A 25890-nucleotide genomic window follows, 5' to 3' on the forward strand; every position below is an offset into this window, starting at 1 on the left:
ATGAGTTCGGTACTTGTGATGATGGGGTCGGAATCGGACATGCCCACGATGGACAAGGGCGTGGCGATCCTTCGGGAGAACGGGGTCGAGGTGCAGGTCGAGGTGAGTTCGGCCCATCGGCAGCCGAAGCGGACCGCGGAATTGGCGGAGGGCGCGGCGGCGGCCGGCCATTCCGTCGTGATCTGCGGGGCGGGACTGTCGGCGGCGCTCCCCGGCGTCGTGGCGGCGCACACGTCGCTGCCGGTGATCGGCGTTCCCGTCTCGGCGGGCACCCTCGGCGGGCTCGACGCGCTCCTGTCGTGCGCGCAGATGCCGCCGGGCGTCCCCGTCGCCGCCGTCGGCATCGACAACGCGAAGAACGCGGCCCATCTCGCCCTCCGCATCCTGGGCACGAGGGGCTAGAGCCGGCTCGGCGGTAGAGGCTCGTCCGGTGCGAACCGGCGTCGGGTACGATTCCCACCGCTTCGATGAGACGCGGCCCCTCGTGCTGGGGGGCGTGTCGATCCCGAACGCGCCCGGACTGAAGGGACACTCCGACGGGGACGCGGTCGCGCACGCGATCACGGATGCGGTCCTGGGCGCGGCGGGCCTCGGGGACATCGGCGCGCTCTTCCCTGACACGGACCCCGCGTACGAAGGCGCCGACTCCATCGAACTTCTCGCCCAGGCGGTGCGCCGACTGCGCGAGGGGGGATTCCGGGTCGTGAACGTCGACGCGACCGTCATCGCCGAGCGGCCGCGCATCGGGCCGCACGCCGAGGCGATGCGGGAGCGGCTCGGCCGAGCGCTGGGCACGGGGCCGGGCGGCGTGTCGGTGAAGGGAAAGTCCAACGAGGGGATGGGATGGATCGGACGGGGCGAGGGCCTCGCCGCCATCGCGGTCGCCACGGTGTCCGGGGCCGAGGGGGACGGTGACTGAGGTCCCCGGCGTTCAACCCCTCCTCGACTTCCTCCTCGCCCTCCCGGCGGTCACGGCCTACGCGCTCATCACCGTCGGGTCCGCCCTCGAGAACGTCTTTCCGCCCGTCCCGTCCGACACCTTCGTCGTGCTGGGTGCCGTGCTCGCGGACCGGGGGTCCCTGCAGCCTCTCCCCGTCCTGCTCTGCGCGTGGATCGCGAACTCCGGCGGCGCCATGGTCGTCTTTGGGCTCGCGCGCCGGCGCGGCCGCGGCGTGTTCGAGACCCGCTGGGGCCGGCGCCTCCTCCGCCCGCACCAGTTCCGGCGCCTGGCCCGCTTCTACGAGCGGCACGGGCTGTGGGCCATCTTCTTCTCCCGCTGCCTGCCGGTGCTGCGCGTGGTCGTCCCCACCTTCGCGGGATTCACGGCGCTGGGTGCGGTGCGGGCGATGGCCCCGGTCGTCGCCGCATCGCTGCTCTGGAACGGGCTAATGCTCGCGGGCGGAATGTTCGCCTCGCGCAACGTGGATCGTCTCATGGCGCTCCTCGGCCAGGTGAACGCGTGGCTCCTCCTCGTGGCCGTCGTCCTCATCGGCGGTATCGTCGGCTGGTGGATCCGAAGCCGGCGCGACGAGGCGCCACGGGCGTCTTCGGATTCCGGCGGCGACTCGGGGGCCGGAACCGACGACGACGGGTCGCGGGCGTCGCCGTGACGGGCGAGGAACCGGACATCGAGCGCGCCTTCCACCTCGAGTCCTTCCGGGACCACCTCGGCTTCGAACGGGGACTCTCTCCGCGCACCATCGACGCGTACCTGCGCGAGGCCCGGCGCTTCGCGGCGTTCGCGGTCTCGGAGGGCGTGGCGGAGCCGGCCGGAGTCACGTATCAACTGCTTCGCGACCATCTCGCCCGGTTGGCCGGCGAGGGACGGGCGGCCTCGACCGTTGCACGCACCGTGTACGCGCTGCGCGGCTACTTCCGCTTCCTCATCGTCGAGGACGCGATCGAGTCCGATCCGAGCGAACGCCTCGAAGCGCCCAAGGCGGGGCGCTCGCTGCCCGACGTGCTTTCCGTCCCCGAGATCGAGGCGCTGATCGGAGCGACGGACCCGGAGAGCCGCACGGCGCCCCGGGATGAGGCGATGCTCGAGATGCTCTACGGCTGCGGGCTCCGCGTGTCGGAACTCGTCAGCCTGAAGGGAAGGGAACTCGATCTGGAGGAAGCCCTCGTACGCGTTCGGGGGAAGGGGGGAAAGGAGCGGTTCGTTCCGGTCGGCGCGGCTGCGCGCTCGGCGGTGCGCCGATACCTTCGAACCACCAGACCGGCGCTCGACCGGGGGCGATCCGCCGGACACATCTTCCTCAATGCCCGGGGGCTTCCGTTGAGCCGGATGGGCGTCTGGAAGATTCTGCGCCGCCACGTCGAACGTGCCGGCATCCTGAAGCGCGTGACGCCCCACACGCTGCGCCACAGCTTCGCGACTCACCTGCTGGACGGAGGGGCCGACCTCGCGTCGGTCCAGGAGATGCTCGGACATGCAGACATCTCGACGACCGAGATCTACACGCACGTGGACCGGTCTCACCTGCGCCAGGTGCACCGCAGCCACCATCCGCGCGGGTAGGCGACGTCGATGAGGTTGACCCGCCTCCTCCACCTGTCGCGCAACCGGCGTCCCGTCAAGCGCTTCCGCGACCGCCTCGTCGAGCCGGAGGTCGTGGAGACGGTGCTGGAGGCGGCGCGCTACGCATCGTCCGCCCGGGAGGCGCAACCGTGGCGCTTCGTCATCGTCCAGGAGGCGCTGGCGCGCCACAGGATCGCCGCGGCCGCCTTCAACCATCCGCATGTGAGGACGGCGCCCGTCGTCGTCGCCTGCTGCGCGCGGATCCACTCGCACGTGAGCGGCACGGGCCGTCCGAGTTTCGCCATGGACCTCGCCTCCGCGACCCAGACGATGATGCTTGCGGCGGCGGATCTCGGCGTGCAGTCGAGCTGGGTCTACGGCTTTCGGGAGGGTGACGTCCGCGAGATCCTCGGCGTGCCGGAGCACGTCCCGATCGTGGCCCTCTTCTGCCTCGGGTATCACGACGGGCTGGCGGAACTGCCGGAGCGGCTGCCGCGCGAGGAGGTCATCGCCTGGGACCGCTGGCGCACTCCGGTCAGGGCCGCGAAGTGAAGCGGCTCGGACTCGCGGTCGCGTTCGCCTCGGCGTCGGCCGCCGGAGTGCCAGCCGCGGCGGACGGGCAGGAGGTGTGGCTGGCGGAGGAGCCGCGGTCCGAAGGGCAGGCGATGCTGGAGGCCTTCCTCGAAGCCGGAGGCTTCGCGGTGTGGACGACGGACACGGTCCTGGTGCGGGGAGACACGGCGCCGGGAGCCGTCCTCCTGCTCGAAGGCACGGCTCGCATCGCCGGGCGGATCGAGGGCGATCTCTACGTCGTCGACGGCGACCTCTTCCTTCGCTCCGGCGCGTCCATCACGGGTGACGTGGTCGTGCTCGGGGGAGGGTTCTACGACTCGGACGTGGCGGAAGTCGGGGGGACCGTCACCTATCGTCCGAACGAACCGCTGCGCGTCCGGCCCTCGCGGGGCGGTTTCGAGATCATCTCCGAGGTCGACCCGGAGCCCGCCTTCGAACTCGACGGCACGTACGGCTTCCACCTCCCGACCTACGACCGCGTGAACGGCCTTTCGATCCCCGTTGGCGTGCTGGGCCGGGTGTGGGACGCGCCGGGCCGGCCCGAACTGGCCGCCGGGATGACGTGGATCCCGGCCCGCGAGGATGTGGATTACCGCTTCCGCAACTCGTGGCGCGTCGCCCAACGCGTCCGGCTGGGGCTGTTCGCGACGAGCGCCGTGGTCAACAACGAGGACTGGATCCGCCCGACGTGGTACAACGGCCTCGCCCACTTCGTGGCCGGCGACGATGTCCGCGGCCACTACGACTCGAGGGAGTTCGGCCTGGAGCTGGAGTGGACCTCGCCGGAGCCGCCCGTGTGGGAGGATGCGCCGCGCTGGCGCGTCGTCGCCGCGGCGGGACGCGAGGAGGCGGAGGGCCTTGGCGTCCGCAAGGTGACGATCCTCTTTGGCGGGGAGCCGCCGGGGACGTTGGCGTCGCTGCCGCATTACGATCCTCATCTCCAGGTCGACGAGGGAAGTCTGTGGTTTGGGCGCCTCGGTTTCGAGTGGGTGTCGCAGGGGAGAGACCGGCACACCACGATCGGTCTCGGTGTCGAGGCCGGGTTGGAGGACGAACTCAGCCACGCCTCGATCGGCCTTGGCCCGATCACCAAGTACGACTTCCTGCTCCTGGAGGCGCGCGTCTCCGCTCGGCGCGTGACGCCGCGGGGGCATGCCGTGGATGCGTTCGCGATCGGACGGGCCGACGTCGCCGGTCGTTTGCCCAGGCAGCGCTACTCCACGATCGGGGGCATCGGGACGCTGCCGACGATGCCGCTGCGGGGCCTGCGCGGGGCCCGTCTGCTCTACGCCGAAACCGCCTACGCGATCCCCCTCCTCGGCGATGCGATGCTGGGAGGGCTGGACCTCTTCGCGCGCGGCAGTGCCGGGGGGGTCGGTACGGAATCCGGCGGCTTCGATCTGTACGGTTCGATCCAGGGCGGACTCGCCCTCCGGCTGTGGGATTTCCGGCTCGAATTCGGGGCCGCCGCCGGCTCCACCGCCGAGCCCGGCGACCCCGGCCTCATCGCCTTCATCGACGTCCGAACCCGCCGGTCCGCCCGGCCCACACGGATGCCGCCGCCCCGCTGATTCTTTTGACAACCCCGGAGCGCAAGTCTAGCTTTTCGCGATGCCGCTCCGGACCGTCTCCCGGCCTCCCCAGCGATGGGCGTGATCTGCGTCCTTCCCGCACGTATCTCCAGCACCCGTATCTCCAGGAAGCCCCTCCAGCCGCTGGCCGGCCGCACGCTCCTTGAGTGGTGCTGGCGGGCCGCGTCGGCGATCCGCTCCTTCGACAGGGTCGTGATCGCGACGGACAGCGACGAGATCGAGGGCTGCGCGCGGGGGTTCGACGCGGAGGTCGTCCGCACCCGGTCGGACCACCTTTCCGGCACGGATCGCGTGGATGAGGCGGCCGACCTTCTCGGCGCGGCGGAGGATGACGTCGTCGTGAACTTCCAGGCGGACGAGCCGTTCGTGGACGGCGGGGCGGTCGAGGGCGCCGTGCGAAGGGCGCGGGAAGTCGCGACGATCGCGGCCCCGATCCGAGGGGACGAGGAGTGGCGGTCCCCGGCCGTGGTCAAGGTCGTCCGGGCCGCTGACGGAAGCGCGCTCTACTTCAGCCGCAGCCCCATCCCGTTCTCGCGGGACGAGCCGGAGTTCGGAACGCGTGCGCGGTTGCGCCACGTCGGCGTGTACGCGTGCCGGCGCTCCGCTCTCAAGCGGTGGGCGGCCCTGCCCGAATCCACGCTCGAACGGGCCGAGCGGCTGGAGCAGTTGAGGGCGCTCGAAGCGGGCATGCGGATCCACGTCGAACTCGGTCCGTGGACCGAACCGGGAGTCGATCTTCCCGCCGACATCGCGCGGGCGGAGAGGGTATTGTCCAGCAAGGAGGTGCGGGGATGACGGGCGAAAGGTCACCGACGAAGTACATCTTCATTACGGGGGGCGTCGTCTCCGCACTCGGGAAGGGGATCACCGCGGCCTCGATCGGGCGCCTGCTCGTCGAGCGCGGCCTGCGCGTGACGATCCAGAAGTTCGATCCGTACCTCAACGTCGATCCCGGGACGATGTCGCCGTTCCAGCACGGCGAAGTCTACGTGACGGACGACGGCGCGGAGACCGACCTCGATCTCGGACACTACGAACGGTTCATCGACGAATCGCTCTCGCAGGCGAACAACGTCACGACGGGCCGCGTCTACCAGGACATCATCACGAAGGAGCGGCGCGGCGATTTCCTCGGCGCCACCGTCCAGGTCATCCCGCACGTGACCGACGAGATCAAGATGGCGGTGAGGCGCCTGGACAAGGGCCACGACGTCGTGATCACGGAGATCGGCGGCACCGTCGGCGACATCGAGTCGCTCCCCTTCCTGGAGGCGATCCGCCAGTTCCGGCAGGATGTGGGGCGCGAGCACTCCCTCTTCATCCACCTTACGCTCGTCCCCTGGATCAACGCATCCGGCGAACTGAAGACGAAGCCGACGCAGCACTCGGTGCGCGAACTCCTGAGCATCGGGATCCAGCCCGACCTGCTCGTGTGCCGGACCGAACACGACCTCGACGACGGGATCAAGAAGAAGATCGCGCGCTTCTGCAACGTCGAGGTGAATCGGGTCATCGAGTCGCGCGACGTCTCGACGATCTACGAACTCCCGCTGACCTATCGCGCGCAGGAGGTGGACGACCGCATCTGCGAGCAGTTCGGGTTCGACACGCCTCCGCCGAATCTCGACAGCTGGAAGGCGATGGTGGACCGGATCAAGAACCCGGCGAACGGCAGGGTCCGGATCTGCGTGGTGGGTAAGTACACGGAACTCGTGGACTCCTACAAGTCGATCGCGGAGGCGTTCATCCACGGCGGCGCCGTCAACGATGTCGAGGTGGATGTCGAGTGGCGGTCCGCGGAGGATGTGGAGGCGCGGGGGACGGACTTCCTCGAACCCTTCCACGGCGTGCTCATCCCGGGCGGTTTCGGGGAGCGCGGCATCAACGGGATGCTCGACACGATACGGTTCGTCCGGGAGCGCAAGGTCCCTTACTTCGGCATCTGTCTGGGTCTGCAGTGCGCGATCATCGAGTTCGCTCGCAACGGGTGCGATCTCCCGACGGCCCATTCGTCGGAGTTCGACCTGAGGACGAAACATCCCGTGATCTCGCTCCTGGACTCGCAGCACCAGGTGACGGACATGGGCGGCACCATGCGGCTCGGAGCCTATCCGTGTGTGCTGCAGCCGGGATCCCGGGCGCACGAGGTGTACGGCGCCGAAAAGATCTCCGAGCGGCACCGCCACCGGTACGAGGTCAACCCGACCTACCGGAAGAAGCTGGAGGAGCAGGGGATGGCCTTCAGCGGCATGTCGCCGGACGGGGGACTTGTCGAAATGCTCGAACTTCCCGGGCACCCCTACTTCCTCGGCACGCAGTTTCACCCGGAACTCAAGTCGCGGCCGACCCGGGCCCACCCGCTCTTCGCGGCCTTCATCGAGGCGGCGGTGAAGCGGCGGGACGCGCTGCGGACCACGCGCGGCGATTCGGCCGGCCGGGACCAGATCGCCGAGGAATGGGCGGACTCGACTGCGGCGCGGACGAACGGGGCCACGGTCGGGAGATGAACCCGGGGCGTCCCTCGTTTTTCTCGGGCCGCCCGCGCACGGAATCCGGAGCCCGCAAGAAGGCGTGGACATCACTCTTCCTGATCGCCGGACCGTGCGTGCTCGAGGACGATGTCGTGAACTTCGAGGTCGCGGATCACCTGGCGGAACTCGGAGAGCGGCTCGACCTGCCCGTGACCTTCAAGGCCTCCTTCGACAAGGCGAACCGGAGTGCATCGTCGTCTCCCCGGGGACCCGGTCTCGACGAAGGGCTGGCGGCACTTGCCCGGGTGCGCGACCGCTCCGGACTTCCGTTACTCACCGACATTCACCTCCCCGAACAGGCGGCGCGCGCGGCGGCGGTCGTGGACGCGCTCCAGATTCCGGCCTTTCTCTGCCGGCAGACGGATCTGCTGCGGGCGGCGGCCGCCACGGGACGCCCGGTGAGCGTGAAGAAGGGGCAGTGGATGGCCCCGGAAGATGTCGGCGGCGTCATCGGGAAGCTCCGCGAGGCGGGGGCCCGGGAGATGGCGGTGACGGAGCGCGGGTTCGCCTTCGGCTACGGGCGGTGGGTCGTGGACATGCGGAGTTTCGCCCTCATGCGCGAGGCGACGGGCTGCCCGACGGTGTTCGACGCCTCCCACGCCGTGCAGTTGCCGGGCGGGGAAGGGTCGCGGAGCGGCGGTGAGCCGGAACACATCGGGCGGCTCGCGGCGGCGGCGGTCGCGGCCGGGGCCGATGGCCTCTTCATCGAGGTGCACCCCGATCCGGCCGCGGCCCCTTCCGACGGGTCGAACATGCTGCCGCTCGCCGAACTCGAGCGTGTCGTGGAACGGGCGCTGCGCGTGCGCGAAGCCGTGGCGGTCTGAGAGCCCGATCCCCGTGAGCCCGAGACCCCCGATGGATCGCCGACTCGCCGAGTCCGTCCGCTTCGTCTCCCTCGACGTGGATGGCGTGCTCACGGACGGTTCGATCTGGGTCGGCGCGGACTCGGACTCTCCGCTCGGCGCCGCGCGGGAACTGCGCCGCTTTCATGCCCTCGACGGGCTGGCGATCCGGATGATGCAGCGGGCGGGACTCGTGGTCGCCTTCCTCAGCGGCAAACGATCCTCCGCCGTCCGCCTGCGGGCGCGGGAGCTGGATATCGCGGAGGTTTCGCTCGGTTCCGGAAAGGGAAAGCTTTCGGCCCTTCGGGGTATGCTCGCGCGACACGGTTGCACGTGGGACCAGGCGGCGCACCTTGGCGACGATCTCACGGACCTCGCCGTCATGGAGCGGGTGGGGTTGCCGGCCGCCGTCGTCGGCGCCGTGCCCGAGGTCCGGGCCGGCGCGGCGTGGGTAGGGACGGTGCCGGGCGGGGAAGGGGCCGTGCGCGAATTCGCGGAGGCCCTGCTCGTCGCCCGGGGTGAGTGGGAGGGGTTGGTGACGGAGTTTCGGGAAGGAGGACGTTTTGGGGGTTGAACGGGAGGTCGGCGCGGACTGCGCGCGGGCGCGGGCGAACGGGGTCGATACGCCGCGGGGATCGGTGCGGCGCGGTCTGTTCGCCCGGGTTTCGCTGTTGCCGCTCTTCGTTGCGTGCGGGTCCGGCGATGCGCCTCCCACCGCGAGCGAACCTTTGCCCGAGGGGGTGGATACCGCCGTGCGGGGGATGCGGACGTTCGTCACGCGCGATGGAGTCCGGCGCGCCGTGGTCGAGGCCGACACGGCGGAATGGCGCGAAGACAACGTGATTCACCTGCGGCGGATGACGCTGACCTTCTTCGACCCGGGCGGACTGGAATCGACCGAGGTGACTGCGGAGTTCGGAGTTTTCCATCAGCTCACGGGCGACCTCGAAGCCGAACGGCGGGTGGTCGTGGAGGACCGCGTGGACAACCAGCGTCTCGAGACGGAGCGCCTCCGGTATCGGAACGCGGACGGTCGCCTGCTGGGCGATACCACGTTCCAGTTCGTCGATCCGGTCGAGGGTCTGACGCTCGACGGGACGGCCTTCGAGTCGGACCCCGCCCTCGACTCGGTCGTCGTCCTGAATCAGGAAGGCGAGATGCTGCCCGTCGCTTCCTTCACGGAGGCGGTCCCCCTGCCGGCCGTCCCGGCCGCGGACACCACGGCGATGGCGCGCGACAGCGTCCCGGCCCCCGGGGACAGCGTCGTGGCGCCGCCCGACACGACGGAGGCGCTGCCGGACAGCCTGGAGGCGCCCCCCGATACCACGGTGGCGCGCCGGTGACTCGCGGACGCATCGCTTTCCCGGGCTGCCTGGTGGTGGCGGCAGCGCTCACCGGCCCGCTCATCGCGCAGGAGCCCGATCCCGGGGTCGGGTCGGCGCTCGAGCAGTGCAGTCTGCGGTGGACCCCGCTCGAAGCCGACACGAGGAGCGTCACGAACCGCGACGTGACCGGGGCGCACGTTACGGTTCTCAGCGGCCGATACCTGTGGACCTGCGGCACCGCCACGATGGAGGCGGACAGCGCGATCAAGCGCGACGGCCCACGGCAGGTCGAACTCCTCGGCGCGGTCGTCTACGAGGATTCGATCCGGACGCTGCAGTCGGAACGGCTCCTGTACTTTCAACTCTCCGACTTCATCATCGCCGAAGAGAACGTCGAACTCGTCCGTCTGACGGATCGCTCCACCCTCATCGGCCCCCGCGTGGAGTTTCTGCGCGCCGTCTCCGGCGTCGACGCCGTCACGACCGCGCCTGACCGGCCGAGCGTTACGTTCTATCCGACGAATACCGAGTCGCCGGAGCCGTTCCTGATCGAATCGGACCTGGCCATCTTCGCCGGCGAGGATGAGGCCCGCTTCTACGGGGATGCGGTCATAGACCGGACCGATCTGAACGCCCGGGCGGACAGCGCCCTGCTCACCCGCGCCGACGGCCTCGGCGCTCTGTGGGGCGAGCCGTGGATCGAGGCCGAGGGGATCCGGATGGAAGGCGATTCGATACGATTCGTTTCCGAGAACCAGGAACTCGAGGAGATCCACGCCATCGGCAATGGCTACGTTTCCGGAGAGAGGTTCGAGGTGGAAGCGGAGTTGATCGACATCGATCTGAGCAATCGCGAGGTGGAGCAGGTGCAGGCTCACGGGGAGGGTATGAGCCGGGCGCTCTCCGGCAGCCACGAGCTTCGGGGCGACTCGATTCGTTTCGCAATGTACGCGGGTCAGATCGACACGGCGTATGCGTTTGGCGGTGCGGTCGCGGTCCAGCGCGACTCGTCCTGGGTGCCGCCGCCCGCACCGGAGCCGGCGACGGCCGACTCCGCTGCAGCCGGCACGGACACGACCGAGGTGGCGGCCGAGGAGGATGGGTCTACCGAGGGCGATGAGCCGGCGGCGGACGAGGAGCCGCAGGAGATCGAACTCGCGACCGACGGGTCCGCGAACTGGGCGCGCGGCGATACGATCGTCGCGATCTTCGAGCGCTCCGAATCGCCGGTCGCGGACTCCGCCCCCGCGCCCGATCCCTTCATGCGACAACTCCTGGTCGACGGGAATGCCAGCGCCTTCTACAGAATGGTCCGGGATTCGACGATGAGCACGCGACCTTCGCTGAACTACATCGTGGCGCGGCGCATCCAGGTGAATTTCGAGGCGGGAGAACCCACGGGGGTCGAGGGGGAGCATGCCATCGGCGCCTACCTGGAGCCGCGGGAGGTGTTCGGGACCCCGTCACCGGCGGACAGCGCGGCGGCGGCCGACAGCGCGGCCGTGGCGGATAGCGCAGCCGTGGCGGACAGCGCGGCCGTGGCCGACAGTACCGGAGCTGCGGCCGCCGGCGACTCGCTCGGCGTGCCCCGGGACACGTCGGACGTCCGGCCCGACAGCACGACGGCGCCACCCGATACGGTCGCCGCACCTCCGGACACCCTGCGCCGGCGCGTGATGTCCGGCGCGGCTCCGGCCCTCAGACCCAGGAGATCCTGTTGAGCAGTGTACTACGGGCCGAAGGCCTCGTCCGCTCCTTCAAGCGTCGCTGCGTCGTGAACCAGGTGGAGATCGAGGTGCGCCAGGGAGAGGTCGTCGGACTGCTTGGCCCCAACGGCGCGGGGAAGACGACGACCTTCTACATGATCGTCGGCCTGCTGAAGGCGGATGAGGGACGCGTCTACCTCGACAGCGACGAACTCACGAGCTGGCCCATGTACCGGCGGGCGCGAGCCGGCATCGGCTATCTGCCCCAGGAGGCGTCGGTCTTCCAGAAGCTCACGGTCGAACAGAACGTGATGGCGATCCTCGAGACGATCAGGATGTCGCGGCAGGAGCGGCACGACCGCCTGGAGGAGTTGCTCGACGAACTGTCCATCAAGCACCTTCGGGCGAACAAGGCCTATTCGCTCTCGGGGGGAGAGCGGCGGCGCCTGGAAATTACGCGGGCGTTGGCGACCCGCCCCAAGTTTCTGCTGCTCGATGAACCCTTCACCGGGGTCGATCCGATAGCGATCGACGACATCCAGCGCATCGTGCGGGGCCTGCGGGAAAAGGGTCTGGGGGTTCTCATCACCGACCACAACGTGCGCGAGACGCTGTCGATCACGGACCGAGCGTACCTCCTGTTCGAAGGCAAGATCCTGGTGCAGGGCGAGGCGGATCACCTCGTGAACGATCCGGAGGCCCGCCAACTGTACCTCGGGGAGGACTTCAGGCTCTGAGCATGGCAACGGGACGGCCGAGCCTCGCCGCGGGCCTCCACCTGCGGCAGGAACAGAAGGCGCAGCCTCGTCTCTACCAGGCGATGGACCTTCTGCACATGCCGCTGCTCGACCTTCAGGGCCACCTGCGGCAGGCGCTCGTCGACAACCCCTTCCTCGACCTCGTGGAGCCCGGCGACGAGCCCGACGACGCCGCCGACGGCCTGAGTGACGCCGACGACCTGCCTGACGCCCTGGCCGAAGACGCGGAAGACGGCCCCGCGGACGAGGTGGACTGGGAAGATGTCCTCCTCGACGACTTCGATGCGGGCGGGCCGGGCGAGGAATACGGGGACCGGGAGTACTACGCGCCCGCGGCGGTCGCCACGCGGAGTCTCTGGGACCACCTCCACGAACAGTTGAACCTGCTCCGTCTCGGCGAGCGGGAGCTGCGGATCGGTGAAGAGATCATCGGCAACGTGGACCGTGACGGGTTCCTCACATGCCCGCTCGACCGGATCGTCGAGGCTCTGGAGGAACGGCGCGAAGAGGGGCTGGAGGATCGGCGGGACGCGGCGGGGGCCGTTTCGCGGGAGGAGGTCGAGGAGATGCTCGCCCGCATCCAGTCCTTCGAACCGAGCGGCGTCGCGGCGCGGGACCTGCGCGAGACGCTCCTGCTGCAGTTGCGGGACCGCGGGCGGGAGGCGTCGCTGGCCTGGCGCATCGTCGACGGGCACTTCGACGATCTCGCGAACCGCCGGTGGCCGGAGCTGGCGGAGGAGTTCGGGATCACGCCGGGCGAGGTGCAGGCCGCGGCGGACGAGATCGCGAAGCTCGACCCCAAGCCCGGTCTCCGGTACGCGGACGCATCGGATTCCTACGTGATCCCGGACCTGACCGTGGAGAAGGTCGACGGGCGGTATCGCGTCTCGCACGCCGACACCTCGCTGCCCCGGCTGAAGCTCTCGCCCGTCTACCGGGACATCGCCGCGGACCGCGCCCGGTTCCGGGGGGAGAACAAGGCGTTCATCTCGGAGAGGCTGAACAGCGCCCGGTGGCTGATCCAGGCGATCGAGCAGCGCCGTCAGACGATGCTGCGGGTGATGGACTTCATCGTCGAACGGCAGCACGACTTCTTCGAGAAGGGCGTCGAACACCTGCGGCCGCTCACGCTTCGCGATGTGGCGAAGCATATCGAAATGCACGAATCCACCGTCTCCCGCGTGACGAACGGCAAGTACGTTCAGACGCCGCGCGGACTCTATCCGCTCAAGTTCTTCTTTTCGGGCGGCTATTCGACGCTCGCCGGGGAAGACGTGTCGGCGGAGGGCGTGCGGGCCCGGATCCGGAAGCTGGTGGCGGGGGAGGACCCGACCGCGCCGCTCAGCGACCACGAGATCACCGCCCGCCTGCAGAAGGCCGGGGTCCGGATCGCGCGCCGCACGGTGGCGAAGTACCGGGACCAGCTCGGGATCCTCCCGGCGCGGCTGCGCAGGCGCGTATGAGCGATCCGAGAATCTCGGTCCTCGTCCCGGCGTACGACGAAGCCGGGAACATGCCCGAGCTGTTCGCGGAACTCGCGGCGACCTTCGCGGACCACGATCTCGCGGCCGAGGTCGTCCTCGTCGACGATGGTTCCGGCGACGGGACGGCGGAAGCCGCGGAGGAGGCGGCCGCGCGGGCGGGGCTGGGCGACGGGGCCGTCGTGCTCCGGCACCGGGCGAACCTGGGGAAGACGGAGGCGATGCTCACGGCCGCCGGGGCCGCCCGCGGCGAGTACCTCGTCCTCTTCGACGCGGATCTGCAACATTCCACCGAGGAGATCCCGCGTTTCGCGGCGAAGCTGGACGAGGGTTACGACCTCGTCGCCGGCCGGAAGGTGGGACGCTACGAGAAGCGCTTCACCTCGTCCATCTACAACCGGCTCGCCCGCGCGATCTTCAAGGTCCCCGTGCGCGATCTCAACTCCATGAAGGCGTTCCGCGCCGAGGTCCTCACGGGCCTCAGGCTGCGTCACGATTGGCACCGCTACTTCGTCGTGCTCGCCCATGCCCGGGGATACCGGCTCGGCGAGCTGGACATCGACCTCCTCCCGAGACGGCACGGAGAGCCCAAGTTCTCGGGGCGCCGGCGGATCCTGATCGGGATGCTGGACCTGGTCTCCGTGTGGTTCCAGCTCGTGTTCGGGCGCAAGCCGCTGCTCTTCTTCGGCACGAGCGGCCTCGCGATGATCGCGACGGGCTGCGCCACCGGGCTCGCGGCGCTCGTCCTGCGCTTCGGCTTCGGCCTCGGGTACCGTCCGCTGCTCACGCTCGTGCTTCTCCTGGTCGTGGGAGGCCTCCTCCTCTTCATCCTCGGCTTCCTCGCGGAGACGATGGCCCAGCTGCGGGACGAGATCGAGGAGCTGACGCGTAACCGATCCGGTTGACCGTGGGCGCCCCGAGTCTCCCGCCGACACCCGCGTCCGCTGACTGACGCGGTGGAGGATCACGGACTCCGGGCGGGCTCGTCACGTCGCGCCGTTGTCATCGGCTCATCCCTCTTCCTGTTGGCCGCGCTCGTTGCAGTGGCCGTCGCCTTGTCCGGTCGCTGGGACGCCTGGGCGGCGGTGGCAGGCTCGGAGGGTGTGGGTTGGCGACTACGCCCGTTGTGGTTGCTCGGAGCAGTGGCCTGTGGAATCCTGGCCCTTCTTGCCGACGCCGCCCTTTGGGCCTCGCTGTTCCGCGCCTGCGGTGCCCGCATCGGCGTGCGGGAAGGAGTATTCGTGTGGCTCGGGACGCAACTCGCCCGATACCTTCCGGGCAGGATCTGGCAGGCCACGGGTCTCGTAGCCTACGTCCGCGCCCGCGGCGATTCCGGAGTGGTTGCGCTCACTGTCGCGCTCGTCCTGCAGGCGGGTACGCTTGCGACTGGCGTGGGCATCGGGGCCGCCGTGCTCGGTACGGATGTCTTCGGCGCCATCGGGCAGTGGTCGGCGGTTTTCGGCGTTCTCGTCATCGGTGCCGCACTTACGCCGCCTGTGCTTCGTACCATGATCCGGCTGGGCCGCCGGCTGTTGCGGGAGCTGCCTGCCTCCGAGCCTCCCGCGGTTCGGGGAGGGGTCCTGCTTCGGGCCACCCTGGCGCGCCTCGTGCTTTGGGCGCCGCACGGCCTGGGTTTCTGGCTGTTGCTCGAAGGGATGCTCGTGTCCAACCCTCTGGGTCCGCTCGATGCGATCGGAGTGTTCGCAGCCGCCTACGTCGCCGGATACCTGGTCATCCTCGCACCCGCCGGCATGGTTGTGCGCGAAGCGGCCATGGCGAGTCTCCTCGGAGTTGCGGCCGGTTTTCCGGTCGGACCCGCGGCCGCGCTGGCGCTGGCCGCCAGACTCTGGTCCACGCTTGCCGAAGTCCTCGGGTTCGCGATCGCGGCGCTGATCGGGCTAGGCGCCCGACGGTGATAGTCGCGAAGCCGATGCGTAGTGGAGTTGCCTCCGGCCTGCGGCTACGTTGGGTGTCGCCCGCAAACGACGGAGTCATACATGCATTCGAAGGGTAAAGGGTGGCGCGGCGCCGAGGTCGTGCCGCGTTGGGCTCCCTGGGCATTGTTTCCCACCCTCGGGATCGTGCTCTTCGCATCCTTCATATTCAGCGATGCGATGTTGGTGGGCACGGATACGCTCGCAGGAGGATATCACGCACGCGCACTCTACGCGGATGCCATCAAGGAACTTGGCCGGCTGCCGCGTTGGCAGCCCGAGGCTCTGGGAGGCACTCCGTATATTGAAGCGCTGAGCGCGGGCGACGCGCTCTATCCGCCGTCGCTACTCCTGCTCCTCTTCACCGAGACGTATCGGTCGTTGGGATGGAAACTCATCCTGCACGTGGTCGCCGCGGGGTTCTTCATGTTCGGGTGGTCCCGGGCCCTCGGTGTTTCACGGAGTGCGGCTTTAGTGTCCGGCGTCGGTTACATGCTGGCCCCCGTGATGGTGAGTCTCGTCTACGGCGGTCAGGACGGGAAGTTGTTCGTGACTGCCCTGGCACCCCTTCTGTTTCTCTGTACGGAACGCCATTTCCTCCGCCCCAAGTTGAGTTCGTTCACCGGCATCGCGCTCGTGGTGGCGGCGGTCATCCTGACACCGCACTTCCAGTTGGCGTATTTCCTGTTCGGGGCCACCGGAGCGTTCGCAATCTTCAGGACAGTCCGCCTCCTGCGGCGGACGACGACCCGCGACGGGGAGAACTCCGACACGACGAGAGGCTTATCCGGTGCACGGGGCCGCCGGGCGCTTGGCCGATTCGGGCTCTTCCTGCTTGCCTCGGTCGTGGGCGCGGTCATCGCGGGAGGACAACTCATTCCCGCCGTCGACCACGTCGCCGAGTTTTCCCGGCGCACGGCCACATCGGGTGAACTCGCGGGCGAGGGCGGTGAGGCGTGGTCGAGTTCGTGGTCGCTCCACCCGGAGGAAGTTCTCTCGCTCGTGATTCCGCAGTTCGTCGGCAACAGCGTGGACGGGTCCGCTGCGTGGGCCGCGGGCACTTATTGGGGCCGAAATCCGTTCAAGCTCAATTCCGAGTACGCGGGATTGGTGCTTATCCTGCTTGCGGCGGTGTCCTTTGCCGGCGGCGCCAGACGGGGCACGCGCTGGTTCTTCGGGGGCCTGGCCGGTGTCGTGCTCCTGTTCGCGCTCGGCGCGCATACGCCGGTGTGGCGCATCGCCTACGAAGTCGTGCCAGGCATCCGACTGTTCAGAGCTCCGTCAACGGCGATGTTCCTGTTCGCATTCTCCGTGGCGACGCTGGCCGCCCTGGGTGTCGACCGTCTTCGCGGCAGTCGGCCCGAGGTGTCGACGTCCGGAAAGCCGGAGGGCGTACTCCTCTGGGGCGCCGCCATCCTGGGGGTCCTGGCGCTGCTCGCCTCCGTCGGGCGCTTGACGTCCACATGGACGACCGTCTTCGGAATCGACGAAGGGCGCCAGGCCGCCCTGGTTGGAGCCGTGCCACATATCACAGCCGGGGCCTGGCTGGCGTTCGTGCTGGCGGTAGTGCTCGCGATCCTGGCGTGGGCCTACCGCACGTCCCGCCTCGGCCCGACCGTGCTGTTCGTCGCACTCGTCGCCTTGGTGGCCACCGACGCGCTGCGGGTGGACCGGATATTCGTTCAGACGATGGACTTCCACGAATGGGCCGCCCCGGATGCGAACATCCGGGCCGTGGTGGAACGCGAGAGGGGAAACGAGGAACCATATCGCATGCTGTCCCTGCGGAGGGCGGGACAGGACCTCCATCCCGCCTTGAGCGGGATCGAACTGGCAGCCGGCCATCACCCGAACGACCTCGCCCGATACCGTGAACTGATCGGGATGGCCGGTTCCGGGCTTCCTCTCAATCTCATACAGTCCGGCCAGATCCGGGCCCTGCTCAACGTGCGCTACATCCTTTGGCCGGATCTCGCCATGGGGCGATCTCCCGCCGGATCGGTCGTCAGCCGCACGCAGACGCCGGACGGCCGGACGCTGGAGTCCGTCTTCGAGGATGCCGGATTGCCTCGGGCCCGCCTCGTGGGCTCCGCCGTCCTCAAGACCGACGAGGAGGCGGTATCCTACATGCTGTCGCCGGACTTCGACCCGGAGAGGGAAGTGGTCCTGGCCGAGCCGGCGCCTCTGGAGCTCCACGGAGGGCCCGTCGGGGGGGACGTGAAGTGGCTGGAGCGCGGACCGGACCGGCTTCGGCTCGAGGTATTCTCCGAGCGGCCCGCCCTCCTTGCGGTTTCGGACAACTGGTATCCTGCGTGGAAGGCCCGTGTGAACGGAGAGAGCGTGCCGGTCATGCGCGCATACCACACGCTGCGGGCAGTGCCGGTGCCGGCTGGACGGGGAGAAGTGGAGATGTACTACGAATCCCGCCTGCTGGGGTGGTCGTTTCGGTTGGGAATCGCAGTGCTGCTTGCCCTGCTCTTCGCCAACGGCGTTCAGTTTTGGCGCGCGCGCTCGAAGAGGAGTTCCGCATAAATCTGTTCGTGGCGGTCCGTCAGACGTTCGTTGCTCCACTGCGAGACCACCCGTCGTCGCGCCTCGGCCCCCAGGTCGAGCAGCAGGCCACTCGTGAGCAGCCTTGTGATCAGCCGCGCCAGACTCGCCGGGTCGGCGGGCTCGCATAGTCCTCCCACGTCGGCGTCGACGATCTCCGGAAGGCCGCCCACATTCGTCGCCGCCACCGGGAGTTCACAGGCCATCGCCTCCAGGGCGGCCACGGAGGTGGCCTCCATCAGGGAAGGGAAGACGGCGAGGTCGCACGAGGACAGCAGTCCGGGCATCTCCGCATGCGGGCGTGCTCCGAGGAACCTCGCGCACTCCGATACACCGAGTTCCCGCGCCAGCACCTCGAGCCGGTCCCGCTCGGGGCCATCGCCGACGATGAGCGCTTCGACATCGGCATGCTCGGCGATAAGCGGCAGCGCCCGCACGAAGTACTCCACGCCGTTCTTCTCGAAGAGGCGCCGCGGGGCGATCAGGCGGAAGGGTCGGCCCGCCCCTTGGTTCGAGTCCGGAGACGGAGTATGCCGGAAGGTCTCGGTGTCCACCCCGTTCGTGAGCGGCTCCACGTGCACCCCGGGGGCGATCGCCTCGCCGACGCCCGCGATCTCGCGGCTCGCCGCGAGGTTGTGGTCCGCCGCCCGCAGGAAGCCGCGGAAAACCGGGCGCCAGAAGCGTGAATCCGCACGCCGAAGGAAATGGCTCGTGTGATAGGTGGTGACGATCGGGGTCTCGCTCGTGCCGCGCGCCACGAGGCAGGGCAGGACAGCCGCGATATCCTGCGCGTGGAGGATGTCCGCCTCCCGGGCCCATTCGATGAAACTCGGCAGTGATCCGATGGCGTGTGCCGCCCAGCCCCCGGTGTTCCGGGCCGGAAGCCACGTCCTGCGGATGTTCACCCCGTCAACCGTCTCGAGGGACGGAAGCCCGGGCAGGGAAGCGGAGGTCACGACGCGCACCGTGTGTCCCCGCGCGGCGAGGGCTCGGCACAGGAAGTGCACATGGCTCTCCAGGCCTCCGATCTCGGGCGCGTAGTAGACGGTGTGCATGAGAATGTTCATGCCGACCAGTCCTCCATTCGCCGCTCCCGGCCGAGCAGGTCCGCCGAGAGGATATCCGCGATTCGCTCCCCGGCACGCCCGTCCCCGTAGGGGTTTCGCGGCGACACAAGGCCGGGTTCGGGAGACAGCGCAAGGCCAGCCCGTTCCACGATGAGCCGTCGGTCCGTTCCGACGAGTTCCGCAGCTCCCGCCTCCACTCCTTCGGGACGTTCGGTGACATCGCGCAGGACGAGAACCGGCGCGGCGAACGTCGGAGCCTCCTCCTGAATCCCCCCGGAATCGGTCATCACCAGCGCTGCGGATTCGAGCGCCGCCACGAGGTCCGGATAATCCAGCGGTTGAATGAGACGGACGCGCGGATGGTCCCCCAGCAACTCGCGCGCCGGCGCGACGACGTTCGGGTTGGGGTGGACCGGATAGAGCACGCACACATCGGGATGCGCATCGGCCACGTCGCGAACGGCCCTGAAGATGTCCTGGAGGGGGGCTCCGAACGCCTCGCGCCGGTGCGCGGTCAGCAGGACGAGCCGCCCCTCGCCCCGCCGCACGCGCGACAGGACCTTCGCCAGATCGGGATCGCTCGCCGGACGCTTGAGCCGGGCGACGGAGAGCAGGGCATCGACCACGGTGTTGCCGGTGACGAACACGCTGTCCGGCGAGGTGTTCTCGCGGAGCAACTCGTCGCGGGCCCGGGGCGTGGGGGCGAAGTGATATTCCGCCACGACATCCGTGAGCCGGCGCAGTATCTCCTCCGGGAAGGGCGCGTGCCGATCGTGGCTCCGGAGCCCGGCCTCCACATGGCCGACCCTCACCTGTTCGAGAAAGGCGGCGAGCGAAGCGGCGAAGACGGTGGCCGTGTCCCCCTGCACGAGCACGACGTCGGGCGCGGCCTCGCGCAGGATATCGCGAAGGCCGCGGAGGACGCGGCTCACGACATCCCCCACCGTCTGACCATCCCGCATAACGTTCAGCCGGTAGTCCGGGTCCAGACCGAAGATATCGAGCGCCGGCTCCAGGAGATCGAGGTGCTGTCCGCTCACGGCGATCTGCGTCTCGATCCCCGGCTCGAGGCGGCGGAGGGCCTCATACACCGGCGCCATCTTGATCGCTTCCGGGCGGGTCCCGATCACGATCAGGATTCGCGGGGGAGTCGTCATGGCTCGTCGGACTGCTTGACGATGAGCCCGCCGCTACGCCCGACTCTGACGAACGGCAACGCATGGCGGTCCGTGAATTCGGTGTACGCCTGGAGGGCGCCGTCCGCCCAGCTCGGTTCGATGCAGTCATCGAGGACCAACCCGCCGCCGGGGACGACGAGGGGCCAGATCGCATCGAGCACCTGCCGAGTTGGCAGGTAGAGATCCACGTCCAGCAGGACCGCGCCGACCGGACCCGTGACGTCGGCCCAATTCACCTTCGCGCAGTCGCCTTTGACGATGCGGTAGTTCGAATAGCCGAGGCGCTTGAGGCCGTGTTCGTACACCCGGTCGTCCAGGTACGAGTAATCGGAGATTTCCGATGTCGTCTTGCGCCGCTCGCCGGTCTCATGCGCGATGCTCTCCGGGGTGAAGCCGCCGAACGTGTCCACGAGAACCAGGTCGCGCGGATCCCGGGTCGTCGAGAGATGTTCGAGAATGAACACGGAGCTGTCTCCGCGGCCGACGCCGATCTCGACGACGGCGGCTCCGGTCCGTCGCGTGGCATCGATAAGGCCCAACATGGCCGCCAGTACGCCTGGATCCACCCAATACGGATACGTCGGTAGCATCACGTTCCGTAACAGCGGGGTTCGGTACACGATTCGCCTGGCTCCGCCCACGAGGCGAGGCAGTCGGCGGTGAAGCGCCCGGACGGATGACGCGAGCAGCCCGGCACGTCCCCCGCCCTCCGGGACGGTGTCGTCTGGAGCGGCGACTCGTGGAGCACGCACGGGTGCCACTGATTGGTCCTTTCTCGCACAACTTCCGCGCCCAAAATACGCGGAAACGGCAAACCCGGCGGGTTCGCTGGAATACCGCTGCGGCCTGAGCCGCCGGCCGAGTTGCGGGCGGGGAACGTGTACCGGTTTGGGGATTCGAACGACAAAGCTACGCTGCAAGCGAAAAGCTGCCAAACGTTGAGGAGGGGGAGATGCGGTCGGCGTTCGATAGCACCACCTCTGGCCTCTGTAATCCCCGACGGATGCGGGAGCGGTCCCGGGGGCGATAAGTTCGCGGAACCATGAGCCCCGACACCTCCTTCACGGCGTCTCCGGACCCCGAAGACGATTCCACCGCCGCCTCCGTTTCCGCAGGCGGCGGGCGCGGCCTCGTCGTGAGAGATTCGACTGCCCACGAGGCGGCGGTGGATGTCTGCGAATTCTGCGGCGCGACGTCCGTTGCGGTCAGGTACGATTTCGGGCCGCACCAGATTCTGCGCTGCAGGAGCTGCACGTTCATGTGGCTGACGCCGAGGCCATCCGAAGCTGAACTGAAGGAAATCTACAGCGTCGACTATTTCCGTAACCCGGACTTTTTCGATGCGGATAACGACACGCTCTACGGATACTACGATTACTTTTCCGAGCGCTTCATCAAGCAGTTGGACCACCAGCGCCTCGTTGATCGCCTCGCCGATGCGAGGCCGGTTTCGGGTGCTTCGCGTCGGAGGTTCCTCGACATCGGGTGCGGTCTCGGATACCTGCTCGATGTCGCGCACGACCGCGGATTCGACGTCGAAGGGGTTGAGTACAACCCCGCTGCCGCAGACTGGATAGCCTCCAAGTACCAGTTCCCCGTCTTTTGCGGGGACTTCATGGCGTACGAAGGAGGGCGCTTCGACGCGGTTGCGATGCTCGACGTGATAGAACACCTGCCGCAACCCTTCGACGCCCTGGACAAGGTCGCCGCCGTTACCAATCCCGGTGGAGTGTTCGTCGTTTCCACGATGGACTCCGATTCGCTCGTGTCCCGTTTGATCGGTAAGCGACTCGAGGACTTCCGGAGGACGAGAGAGCACTTGTACTTCTTCAACCGGCGGACGCTCGGCGCCGCCTTGGAACGTGCCGGTTTCGATGTCCTGCGAATCGAATCCTACGGACTCACGATTCAGTTGGATTTTCTGGCGGCCAGGATGCGACTCGCCTTTCCGGTGATCGGCGCCCTTTTCGAGAAACTCGTGCGCTGGTCGGGCCTTTCCCGCCGCCGCTTCCGCTTCGACCCCCGTACCAAGATGATCGTGTATGCCCGGCGACGAGGAGGTGCCGAAGGCGGAGCCCCCGACGCCCCCGCCGAGGCGCGATGACCGCCGCAAGCTCGGCCGCCACGCGATCGGCAGCTCCGCTCGGTGCTGGAACGGGTCGAACGGTGGTGGCGCTTGTCGTGCTGCATCTGATTCTCTGCGCGATACTGTTTGACCCCAAGATCCATACGGGCGGCGACAGCGCCACCTACGTCCTCCTGGCCGAGAGCGTGCTGAAGCAGGGGGACGGCTATGCGCTGTCGATCGAGCCCGGTCCGCCTGCCGTCCACACCCACTACCCGCCCGGATACCCCGTTCTGCTTGCACCGGCGGTGGCCCTGTTCGGGCGGAATTTTGTGGCGCTGAAGTTGCTGTCGGTGCTGTTCACCGCGGCTACCGTGCTGATCTTCTGCCTCTACGTTCGGCGCCGACATGAATCCGTTCCGTGGCTCTGCCTCGCTCTGCCGTTCGCGGTGAACCCGGGCCTCATCGACTACTCCCGTTGGATGCTGAGCGAGGCGCCGTTCCTGGTGTTCACGTTGCTGGCCCTCTGGCAGCTGAGGGAGGACGGCGAGCGGGAGCGGATCGGATGGCCCTTCGTCCTCGGACTGCTGGCTTCCGTCGCATGTTTCTACCTACGCTCCATCGGGGCGCTCCTGCTTGTGGGGGCGTCGCTGTCATACCTGACCCGCCGGGAGTGGCGGCGGTTTCTGATCTATGGCGCCGCGGGGAGCGGGCTGACGATCCCGTGGCTCGTGCGCAACCAGTTCGCCGCCGGCAGTGCAAGCCCCTACTTCGAGCAGTTCCGCCAGGTGAGCGTGTACGTGCCGGAAGCCGGGTATCTCGACTTGGCGGGGTTTGCGGAGCGCTTTCTCACCAACATCTGGTTCTACGCGTCACGGGAGATGCCGCGCGCGCTCGTGGGCTCCGACAGCACTTGGGCCGCCCATGCCCTGGTCGCCGCCGCCGGTCTGATTCTGTGCAGTCTCGCGCTCGTCGGTCTCGTGCGAGCGTTCCGGCGCCCTACGGCCGCGGAGTTCTACTTTGTCCTTTACTGTCTGGCCATTCTGCTTTTCCAGGAGAGCGTGAACGACGTGCGCTACCTGTTGCCGATTCTGCCCCTGGTCCTGATCTACGGGATGGATGCGGCCGCCTGGATGGCGCGACGCGTGCGTCGTCTGACCCGGCCGGCCTCGGCCCCAATTGCGGTAGCCGCCGTCCTCACGACCGTGGCGTTGGTGTCGGCGGCCGCCCGCGCTCCGGCCAACCTGGACATGCTCCGCCGCTATTCCGCTGGAGATCACCACGCCGGCTATCACCCCGCATGGAGGAACTTCTTCGAGGCCACGGCTTGGGTCCGGGACAGCACGCCGGCCGACGCCATCGTAACCGTACGCAAGCCGCGCCTTTTCAGCGCGCTGTCTGACCGGCGCGTGCGGATGTATCCGTTAAGCGATCCCGACTCAGTGCTTCGCGCCGTGCGGTCCACCGACTACGTAGTCGTCGATCCGATTCACGGTACGACAGCCCGATACCTCTTCCCGGCGATCCAGCGGGAGTCGGGTTCATTCGTCATCGCGCATCAAACGCGGGAACCCATAACGTGGGTGCTCGGCGTGCTGGATCCCGTTGAACCGTAATCCCGAAGCGTCCTTCGTTATCGTCTGGCGCGGCTGCGCTCGTCACAGTGATCTTCCAGCGTTCCCCGGCCGCGCCGGTGCGTCCGTCCGCCACCGCGAACTTCCGGCCCGCGTAGTCGCTCACCGTGCTGTTGGCGACGCCCATCGAGACGGCTGTCTCGCGGTGCCTGCGCCCGAGTTCGATCTTCAGATGTGTCTCGATCCCGGAGGGCGTCCTGCATTGGTGGACCGGCGACGGACGGGTACGGACATCGTCGGCGGCCTGGACGTGACCCTCATGAACGGGGCGACCTACGCCAAAGGCCATGTGGACTCGAACGCCGGGGAGCCCTTCTCGTTTGGAGAGGCGTTCTCCTTTGACGGCCTGGATGCGATCGGCCGCCTGCCCGACGCTCCCACACTGAACCCGACGGGTCCGTTCTCGGTCATGGCGTGGGCGAAGCCGCGGCCGGCCTCCGTGCACAGCGGGGCGATCATCGCCAAGGGGCACCCCTGGGCGGAGTCGTGGGTGCTGGACACGCACAACGGCCTGTGGAGAGGGTTCATCAGGGACCGGAACCTGCGGGACAGGCGAATCCACGGACCGAGGCTCGTCGAGAACGAGTGGACGCACCTGGCCATGACCTGGGACGGCGACCGGCTCGCCTTCTACGTCGACGCGGCGGAGCAGGGGACCCGCAGCGCCGGGAGCATCCACGTGACCGACGCGTTCGCCGGAATCGGAGCCCGCAGCGAGGAGGGCTTCGATGACGACGAACTCGCCCTGGAGTTCACCGACGAGATCGACGAAGTCATGTTCTTCGGCCGCGCCCTCGACCCGACGGAGATCCGCGACGTGTTCGAGACCACCTTCGGCCTCTGCAAGCTCCCGGCCGGTTGATCTCTCAGGGCTCGGTTTCCCGGCGCTGCTCCACGGACTGGTGCTCGAAAACACCGTCGGCTTCCCGGCGGCGCTGGGCGTCTCTTCGGGATCGTATGCGGTGGGCTACCCGGCTCGGGTGGCGCCCGGAGGGTTGGTCGTCCGCGAGGGCGCGATGGTCAGTTCTGAGCTTGGTGGCCTGTCTCGGAGTCACCTGAGAGTGACGGAAACCGGTCGAGTCGACGCTGAGCCTGACACCGACCGGTCTACCGGTCCGCTCCGACCTTCCCCCGTCCAACCGAGCGAGGGTCGACGAAGAGGTCGCCCGCAGGATGCGGCCGCTCTACGCGTTGCAGATACCCCTTCTTATGCAGCGAGGCCAAGCGGTTTCCCGCTGCCGTTTTCTCGATACTCACCTGCTCGGCAAAGCTGAGGGCAGTAGCGGTCCCGCCGGCTTCCAAAACCAAGGTCAGGGTTTCACGATCCCTAGCAGTAAGCGCACCGACGGGTTCTGCGTCCTCGATGTCGTCAAAGGAGGAGCAGACGAACAGCGCGACGTTTCGTGACGCGGCGACGTCGCCAATCACGCTTCGGGTGTCCTCGTCTTCACTAGAAATGAATAGCGAGAAGCATCTGCCGTATCGCCCAGCTTTCACGTCCTCACCAACGGTCACCACCAGGTTCCGCAGGACCCCCGGGGTTGGGCGAGCGGCACCCATGTGTAGGACGCCAAGCATCGGTCCGTGGTCGCGGTCGTGGGGCATGAATCTGCGAATGAGCTGATCCACGTGAGGATCATCCCAAACAGCAGACCCGGTGCCCGCAGGAACGAACCTGACGTCGAACGAGATCGCTTGGGACATGATCATTCTCCTCCGTCGAAACGCAAAATGAGAGTACGGGGTGTTGCCGATACCCGGCCAGCCCCCCGGCACTCGGTCGGCGGTCGACCGAGGCACGACCGGTACACCTCAAGGGCGGGGCGGTGCCCGACGCCGGCGACGCGTTCGTCGCAACGAGGTTTCCATCTCGTCGTTGAAGATCCGATCCGAAAGGTGAAGGAAGGGTTCCCTGTGACCATCCTCCGAGCGGTGCCCGCGCGGTGGGGTCGAGGATGCCTTTCGCAGCACCGTGCGGCTCGACGTGATGGCAACGCGATGCGTGGCGATGGGACGTACAGGTGTTTGCCGGAAGCGCGCCAGGCACCGTGTCGGATGGGGCCCTGGATCTCGGAAAGTTGACAAGCGCGACGATTCGTGCCCATCATCCCCACGGTTCATCATGGACATCGT

The 25890-nt window shown here is 68.2% G+C and carries 24 protein-coding genes; 20 read left to right on the top strand and 4 right to left on the bottom strand.

Annotated features, from left to right (window positions below; genetic code table 11):
- The 17 genes from purE (at position 1) to ACQY5G_RS12265 (ending at position 17795) form a co-directional block, all read left to right on the top strand.
- A complete protein-coding gene (gene purE, locus ACQY5G_RS12185; protein WP_428274334.1) occupies positions 1 to 402 on the top strand; it encodes a 5-(carboxyamino)imidazole ribonucleotide mutase in 402 nt (133 codons plus the stop codon).
- Positions 403 to 430: 28 nt separating this feature from the next.
- Positions 431 to 919: a 2-C-methyl-D-erythritol 2,4-cyclodiphosphate synthase gene (ispF, locus tag ACQY5G_RS12190; RefSeq protein ID WP_428274336.1), complete on the top strand. Its 489-nt coding sequence runs from the start codon at positions 431 to 433 to the stop codon at positions 917 to 919.
- Positions 912 to 1610, top strand: coding sequence for a DedA family protein (locus ACQY5G_RS12195; protein ID WP_428274338.1), 699 nt, complete (start codon positions 912 to 914; stop codon positions 1608 to 1610). Before ispF ends, ACQY5G_RS12195 begins: the two co-directional genes overlap by 8 nt.
- Positions 1607 to 2521 (top strand): site-specific tyrosine recombinase XerD, encoded by a 915-nt coding sequence (xerD, locus tag ACQY5G_RS12200; RefSeq protein WP_428274340.1) that lies wholly within the window; start codon positions 1607 to 1609, stop codon positions 2519 to 2521. Before ACQY5G_RS12195 ends, xerD begins: the two co-directional genes overlap by 4 nt.
- 9 nt (positions 2522 to 2530) lie before the next feature.
- Positions 2531 to 3073 (top strand): nitroreductase family protein, encoded by a 543-nt coding sequence (locus tag ACQY5G_RS12205; protein WP_428274342.1) that lies wholly within the window; start codon positions 2531 to 2533, stop codon positions 3071 to 3073.
- The gene (locus ACQY5G_RS12210; protein ID WP_428274344.1) at positions 3070 to 4665 is read left to right on the top strand and encodes a polymer-forming cytoskeletal protein; all 1596 of its coding nucleotides are present in this window, start codon (positions 3070 to 3072) and stop codon (positions 4663 to 4665) included. The genes ACQY5G_RS12205 and ACQY5G_RS12210 overlap by 4 nt, the downstream gene beginning before the upstream one ends.
- 81 nt (positions 4666 to 4746) lie before the next feature.
- Positions 4747 to 5481 carry a 3-deoxy-manno-octulosonate cytidylyltransferase gene (gene kdsB, locus ACQY5G_RS12215; RefSeq protein ID WP_428274346.1) on the top strand — a complete coding sequence of 245 codons (735 nt, stop codon included), beginning with the start codon at positions 4747 to 4749 and terminating at the stop codon, positions 5479 to 5481.
- Positions 5478 to 7193, top strand: a complete 1716-nt coding sequence (locus ACQY5G_RS12220; RefSeq protein WP_428274348.1) for a CTP synthase — start codon at positions 5478 to 5480, stop codon at positions 7191 to 7193. Before kdsB ends, ACQY5G_RS12220 begins: the two co-directional genes overlap by 4 nt.
- A complete protein-coding gene (kdsA, locus tag ACQY5G_RS12225) occupies positions 7142 to 8041 on the top strand; it encodes a 3-deoxy-8-phosphooctulonate synthase (RefSeq protein ID WP_428274350.1) in 900 nt (299 codons plus the stop codon). Before ACQY5G_RS12220 ends, kdsA begins: the two co-directional genes overlap by 52 nt.
- A gap of 31 nt (positions 8042 to 8072) precedes the next feature.
- Entirely contained in the window at positions 8073 to 8633 is a 561-nt protein-coding gene (locus ACQY5G_RS12230) for a KdsC family phosphatase (RefSeq protein WP_428274352.1), read from the top strand.
- On the top strand, positions 8623 to 9402 hold the full coding sequence (locus ACQY5G_RS12235; protein ID WP_428274354.1) for a hypothetical protein: 780 nt from the start codon (positions 8623 to 8625) through the stop codon (positions 9400 to 9402). Before ACQY5G_RS12230 ends, ACQY5G_RS12235 begins: the two co-directional genes overlap by 11 nt.
- Positions 9399 to 11105: a hypothetical protein gene (locus ACQY5G_RS12240; RefSeq protein ID WP_428274356.1), complete on the top strand. Its 1707-nt coding sequence runs from the start codon at positions 9399 to 9401 to the stop codon at positions 11103 to 11105. Before ACQY5G_RS12235 ends, ACQY5G_RS12240 begins: the two co-directional genes overlap by 4 nt.
- On the top strand, positions 11102 to 11827 hold the full coding sequence (gene lptB, locus ACQY5G_RS12245) for an LPS export ABC transporter ATP-binding protein (protein WP_420616648.1): 726 nt from the start codon (positions 11102 to 11104) through the stop codon (positions 11825 to 11827). Before ACQY5G_RS12240 ends, lptB begins: the two co-directional genes overlap by 4 nt.
- Before the next feature lie 2 nt (positions 11828 to 11829).
- A complete protein-coding gene (gene rpoN / locus ACQY5G_RS12250; RefSeq protein WP_428274358.1) occupies positions 11830 to 13311 on the top strand; it encodes an RNA polymerase factor sigma-54 in 1482 nt (493 codons plus the stop codon).
- A complete protein-coding gene (locus ACQY5G_RS12255) occupies positions 13308 to 14234 on the top strand; it encodes a glycosyltransferase (RefSeq protein WP_428274360.1) in 927 nt (308 codons plus the stop codon). The genes rpoN and ACQY5G_RS12255 overlap by 4 nt, the downstream gene beginning before the upstream one ends.
- 138 nt (positions 14235 to 14372) lie before the next feature.
- Positions 14373 to 15245, top strand: coding sequence for a lysylphosphatidylglycerol synthase domain-containing protein (locus tag ACQY5G_RS12260; RefSeq protein ID WP_428278693.1), 873 nt, complete (start codon positions 14373 to 14375; stop codon positions 15243 to 15245).
- 81 nt (positions 15246 to 15326) lie between these two features.
- Positions 15327 to 17795, top strand: a complete 2469-nt coding sequence (locus ACQY5G_RS12265) for a hypothetical protein (protein WP_428274362.1) — start codon at positions 15327 to 15329, stop codon at positions 17793 to 17795.
- Here the strand turns inward: ACQY5G_RS12265 and ACQY5G_RS12270 are convergent.
- The 3 genes from ACQY5G_RS12270 to ACQY5G_RS12280 are packed head-to-tail and all read right to left on the bottom strand — an operon-like array spanning position 17756 to position 20624.
- Positions 17756 to 18880, bottom strand: a complete 1125-nt coding sequence (locus ACQY5G_RS12270; protein WP_428274364.1) for a glycosyltransferase family 4 protein — start codon at positions 18878 to 18880, stop codon at positions 17756 to 17758. The genes ACQY5G_RS12265 and ACQY5G_RS12270 overlap by 40 nt on opposite strands.
- A complete protein-coding gene (gene wecB, locus ACQY5G_RS12275) occupies positions 18877 to 20037 on the bottom strand; it encodes a non-hydrolyzing UDP-N-acetylglucosamine 2-epimerase (RefSeq protein WP_428274366.1) in 1161 nt (386 codons plus the stop codon). The genes ACQY5G_RS12270 and wecB overlap by 4 nt, the downstream gene beginning before the upstream one ends.
- Positions 20034 to 20624 carry a TylF/MycF/NovP-related O-methyltransferase gene (locus ACQY5G_RS12280; RefSeq protein WP_428274368.1) on the bottom strand — a complete coding sequence of 197 codons (591 nt, stop codon included), beginning with the start codon at positions 20622 to 20624 and terminating at the stop codon, positions 20034 to 20036. The genes wecB and ACQY5G_RS12280 overlap by 4 nt, the downstream gene beginning before the upstream one ends.
- A gap of 476 nt (positions 20625 to 21100) precedes the next feature.
- Here ACQY5G_RS12280 and ACQY5G_RS12285 point away from each other — a divergent pair, with 476 nt between their 5' ends.
- The 3 genes from ACQY5G_RS12285 (at position 21101) to ACQY5G_RS12295 (ending at position 24619) form a co-directional block, all read left to right on the top strand.
- Positions 21101 to 22162: a class I SAM-dependent methyltransferase gene (locus ACQY5G_RS12285; RefSeq protein WP_428274370.1), complete on the top strand. Its 1062-nt coding sequence runs from the start codon at positions 21101 to 21103 to the stop codon at positions 22160 to 22162.
- Positions 22159 to 23739 (top strand): ArnT family glycosyltransferase, encoded by a 1581-nt coding sequence (locus ACQY5G_RS12290; RefSeq protein WP_428274372.1) that lies wholly within the window; start codon positions 22159 to 22161, stop codon positions 23737 to 23739. Before ACQY5G_RS12285 ends, ACQY5G_RS12290 begins: the two co-directional genes overlap by 4 nt.
- A 223-nt stretch (positions 23740 to 23962) precedes the next feature.
- Positions 23963 to 24619 carry a LamG domain-containing protein gene (locus ACQY5G_RS12295; protein ID WP_428274374.1) on the top strand — a complete coding sequence of 219 codons (657 nt, stop codon included), beginning with the start codon at positions 23963 to 23965 and terminating at the stop codon, positions 24617 to 24619.
- Positions 24620 to 24864: 245 nt separating this feature from the next.
- Here ACQY5G_RS12295 and ACQY5G_RS12300 read toward each other — a convergent pair whose 3' ends face one another.
- Positions 24865 to 25461 (bottom strand): hypothetical protein, encoded by a 597-nt coding sequence (locus ACQY5G_RS12300; protein WP_428274376.1) that lies wholly within the window; start codon positions 25459 to 25461, stop codon positions 24865 to 24867.
- Between the last annotated feature and the right edge of the window lie 429 nt (positions 25462 to 25890).

It is taken from the genome of Candidatus Palauibacter sp., assembly GCF_965261555.1.
In the GTDB taxonomy this organism is placed as follows: domain Bacteria; phylum Gemmatimonadota; class Gemmatimonadetes; order Palauibacterales; family Palauibacteraceae; genus Palauibacter.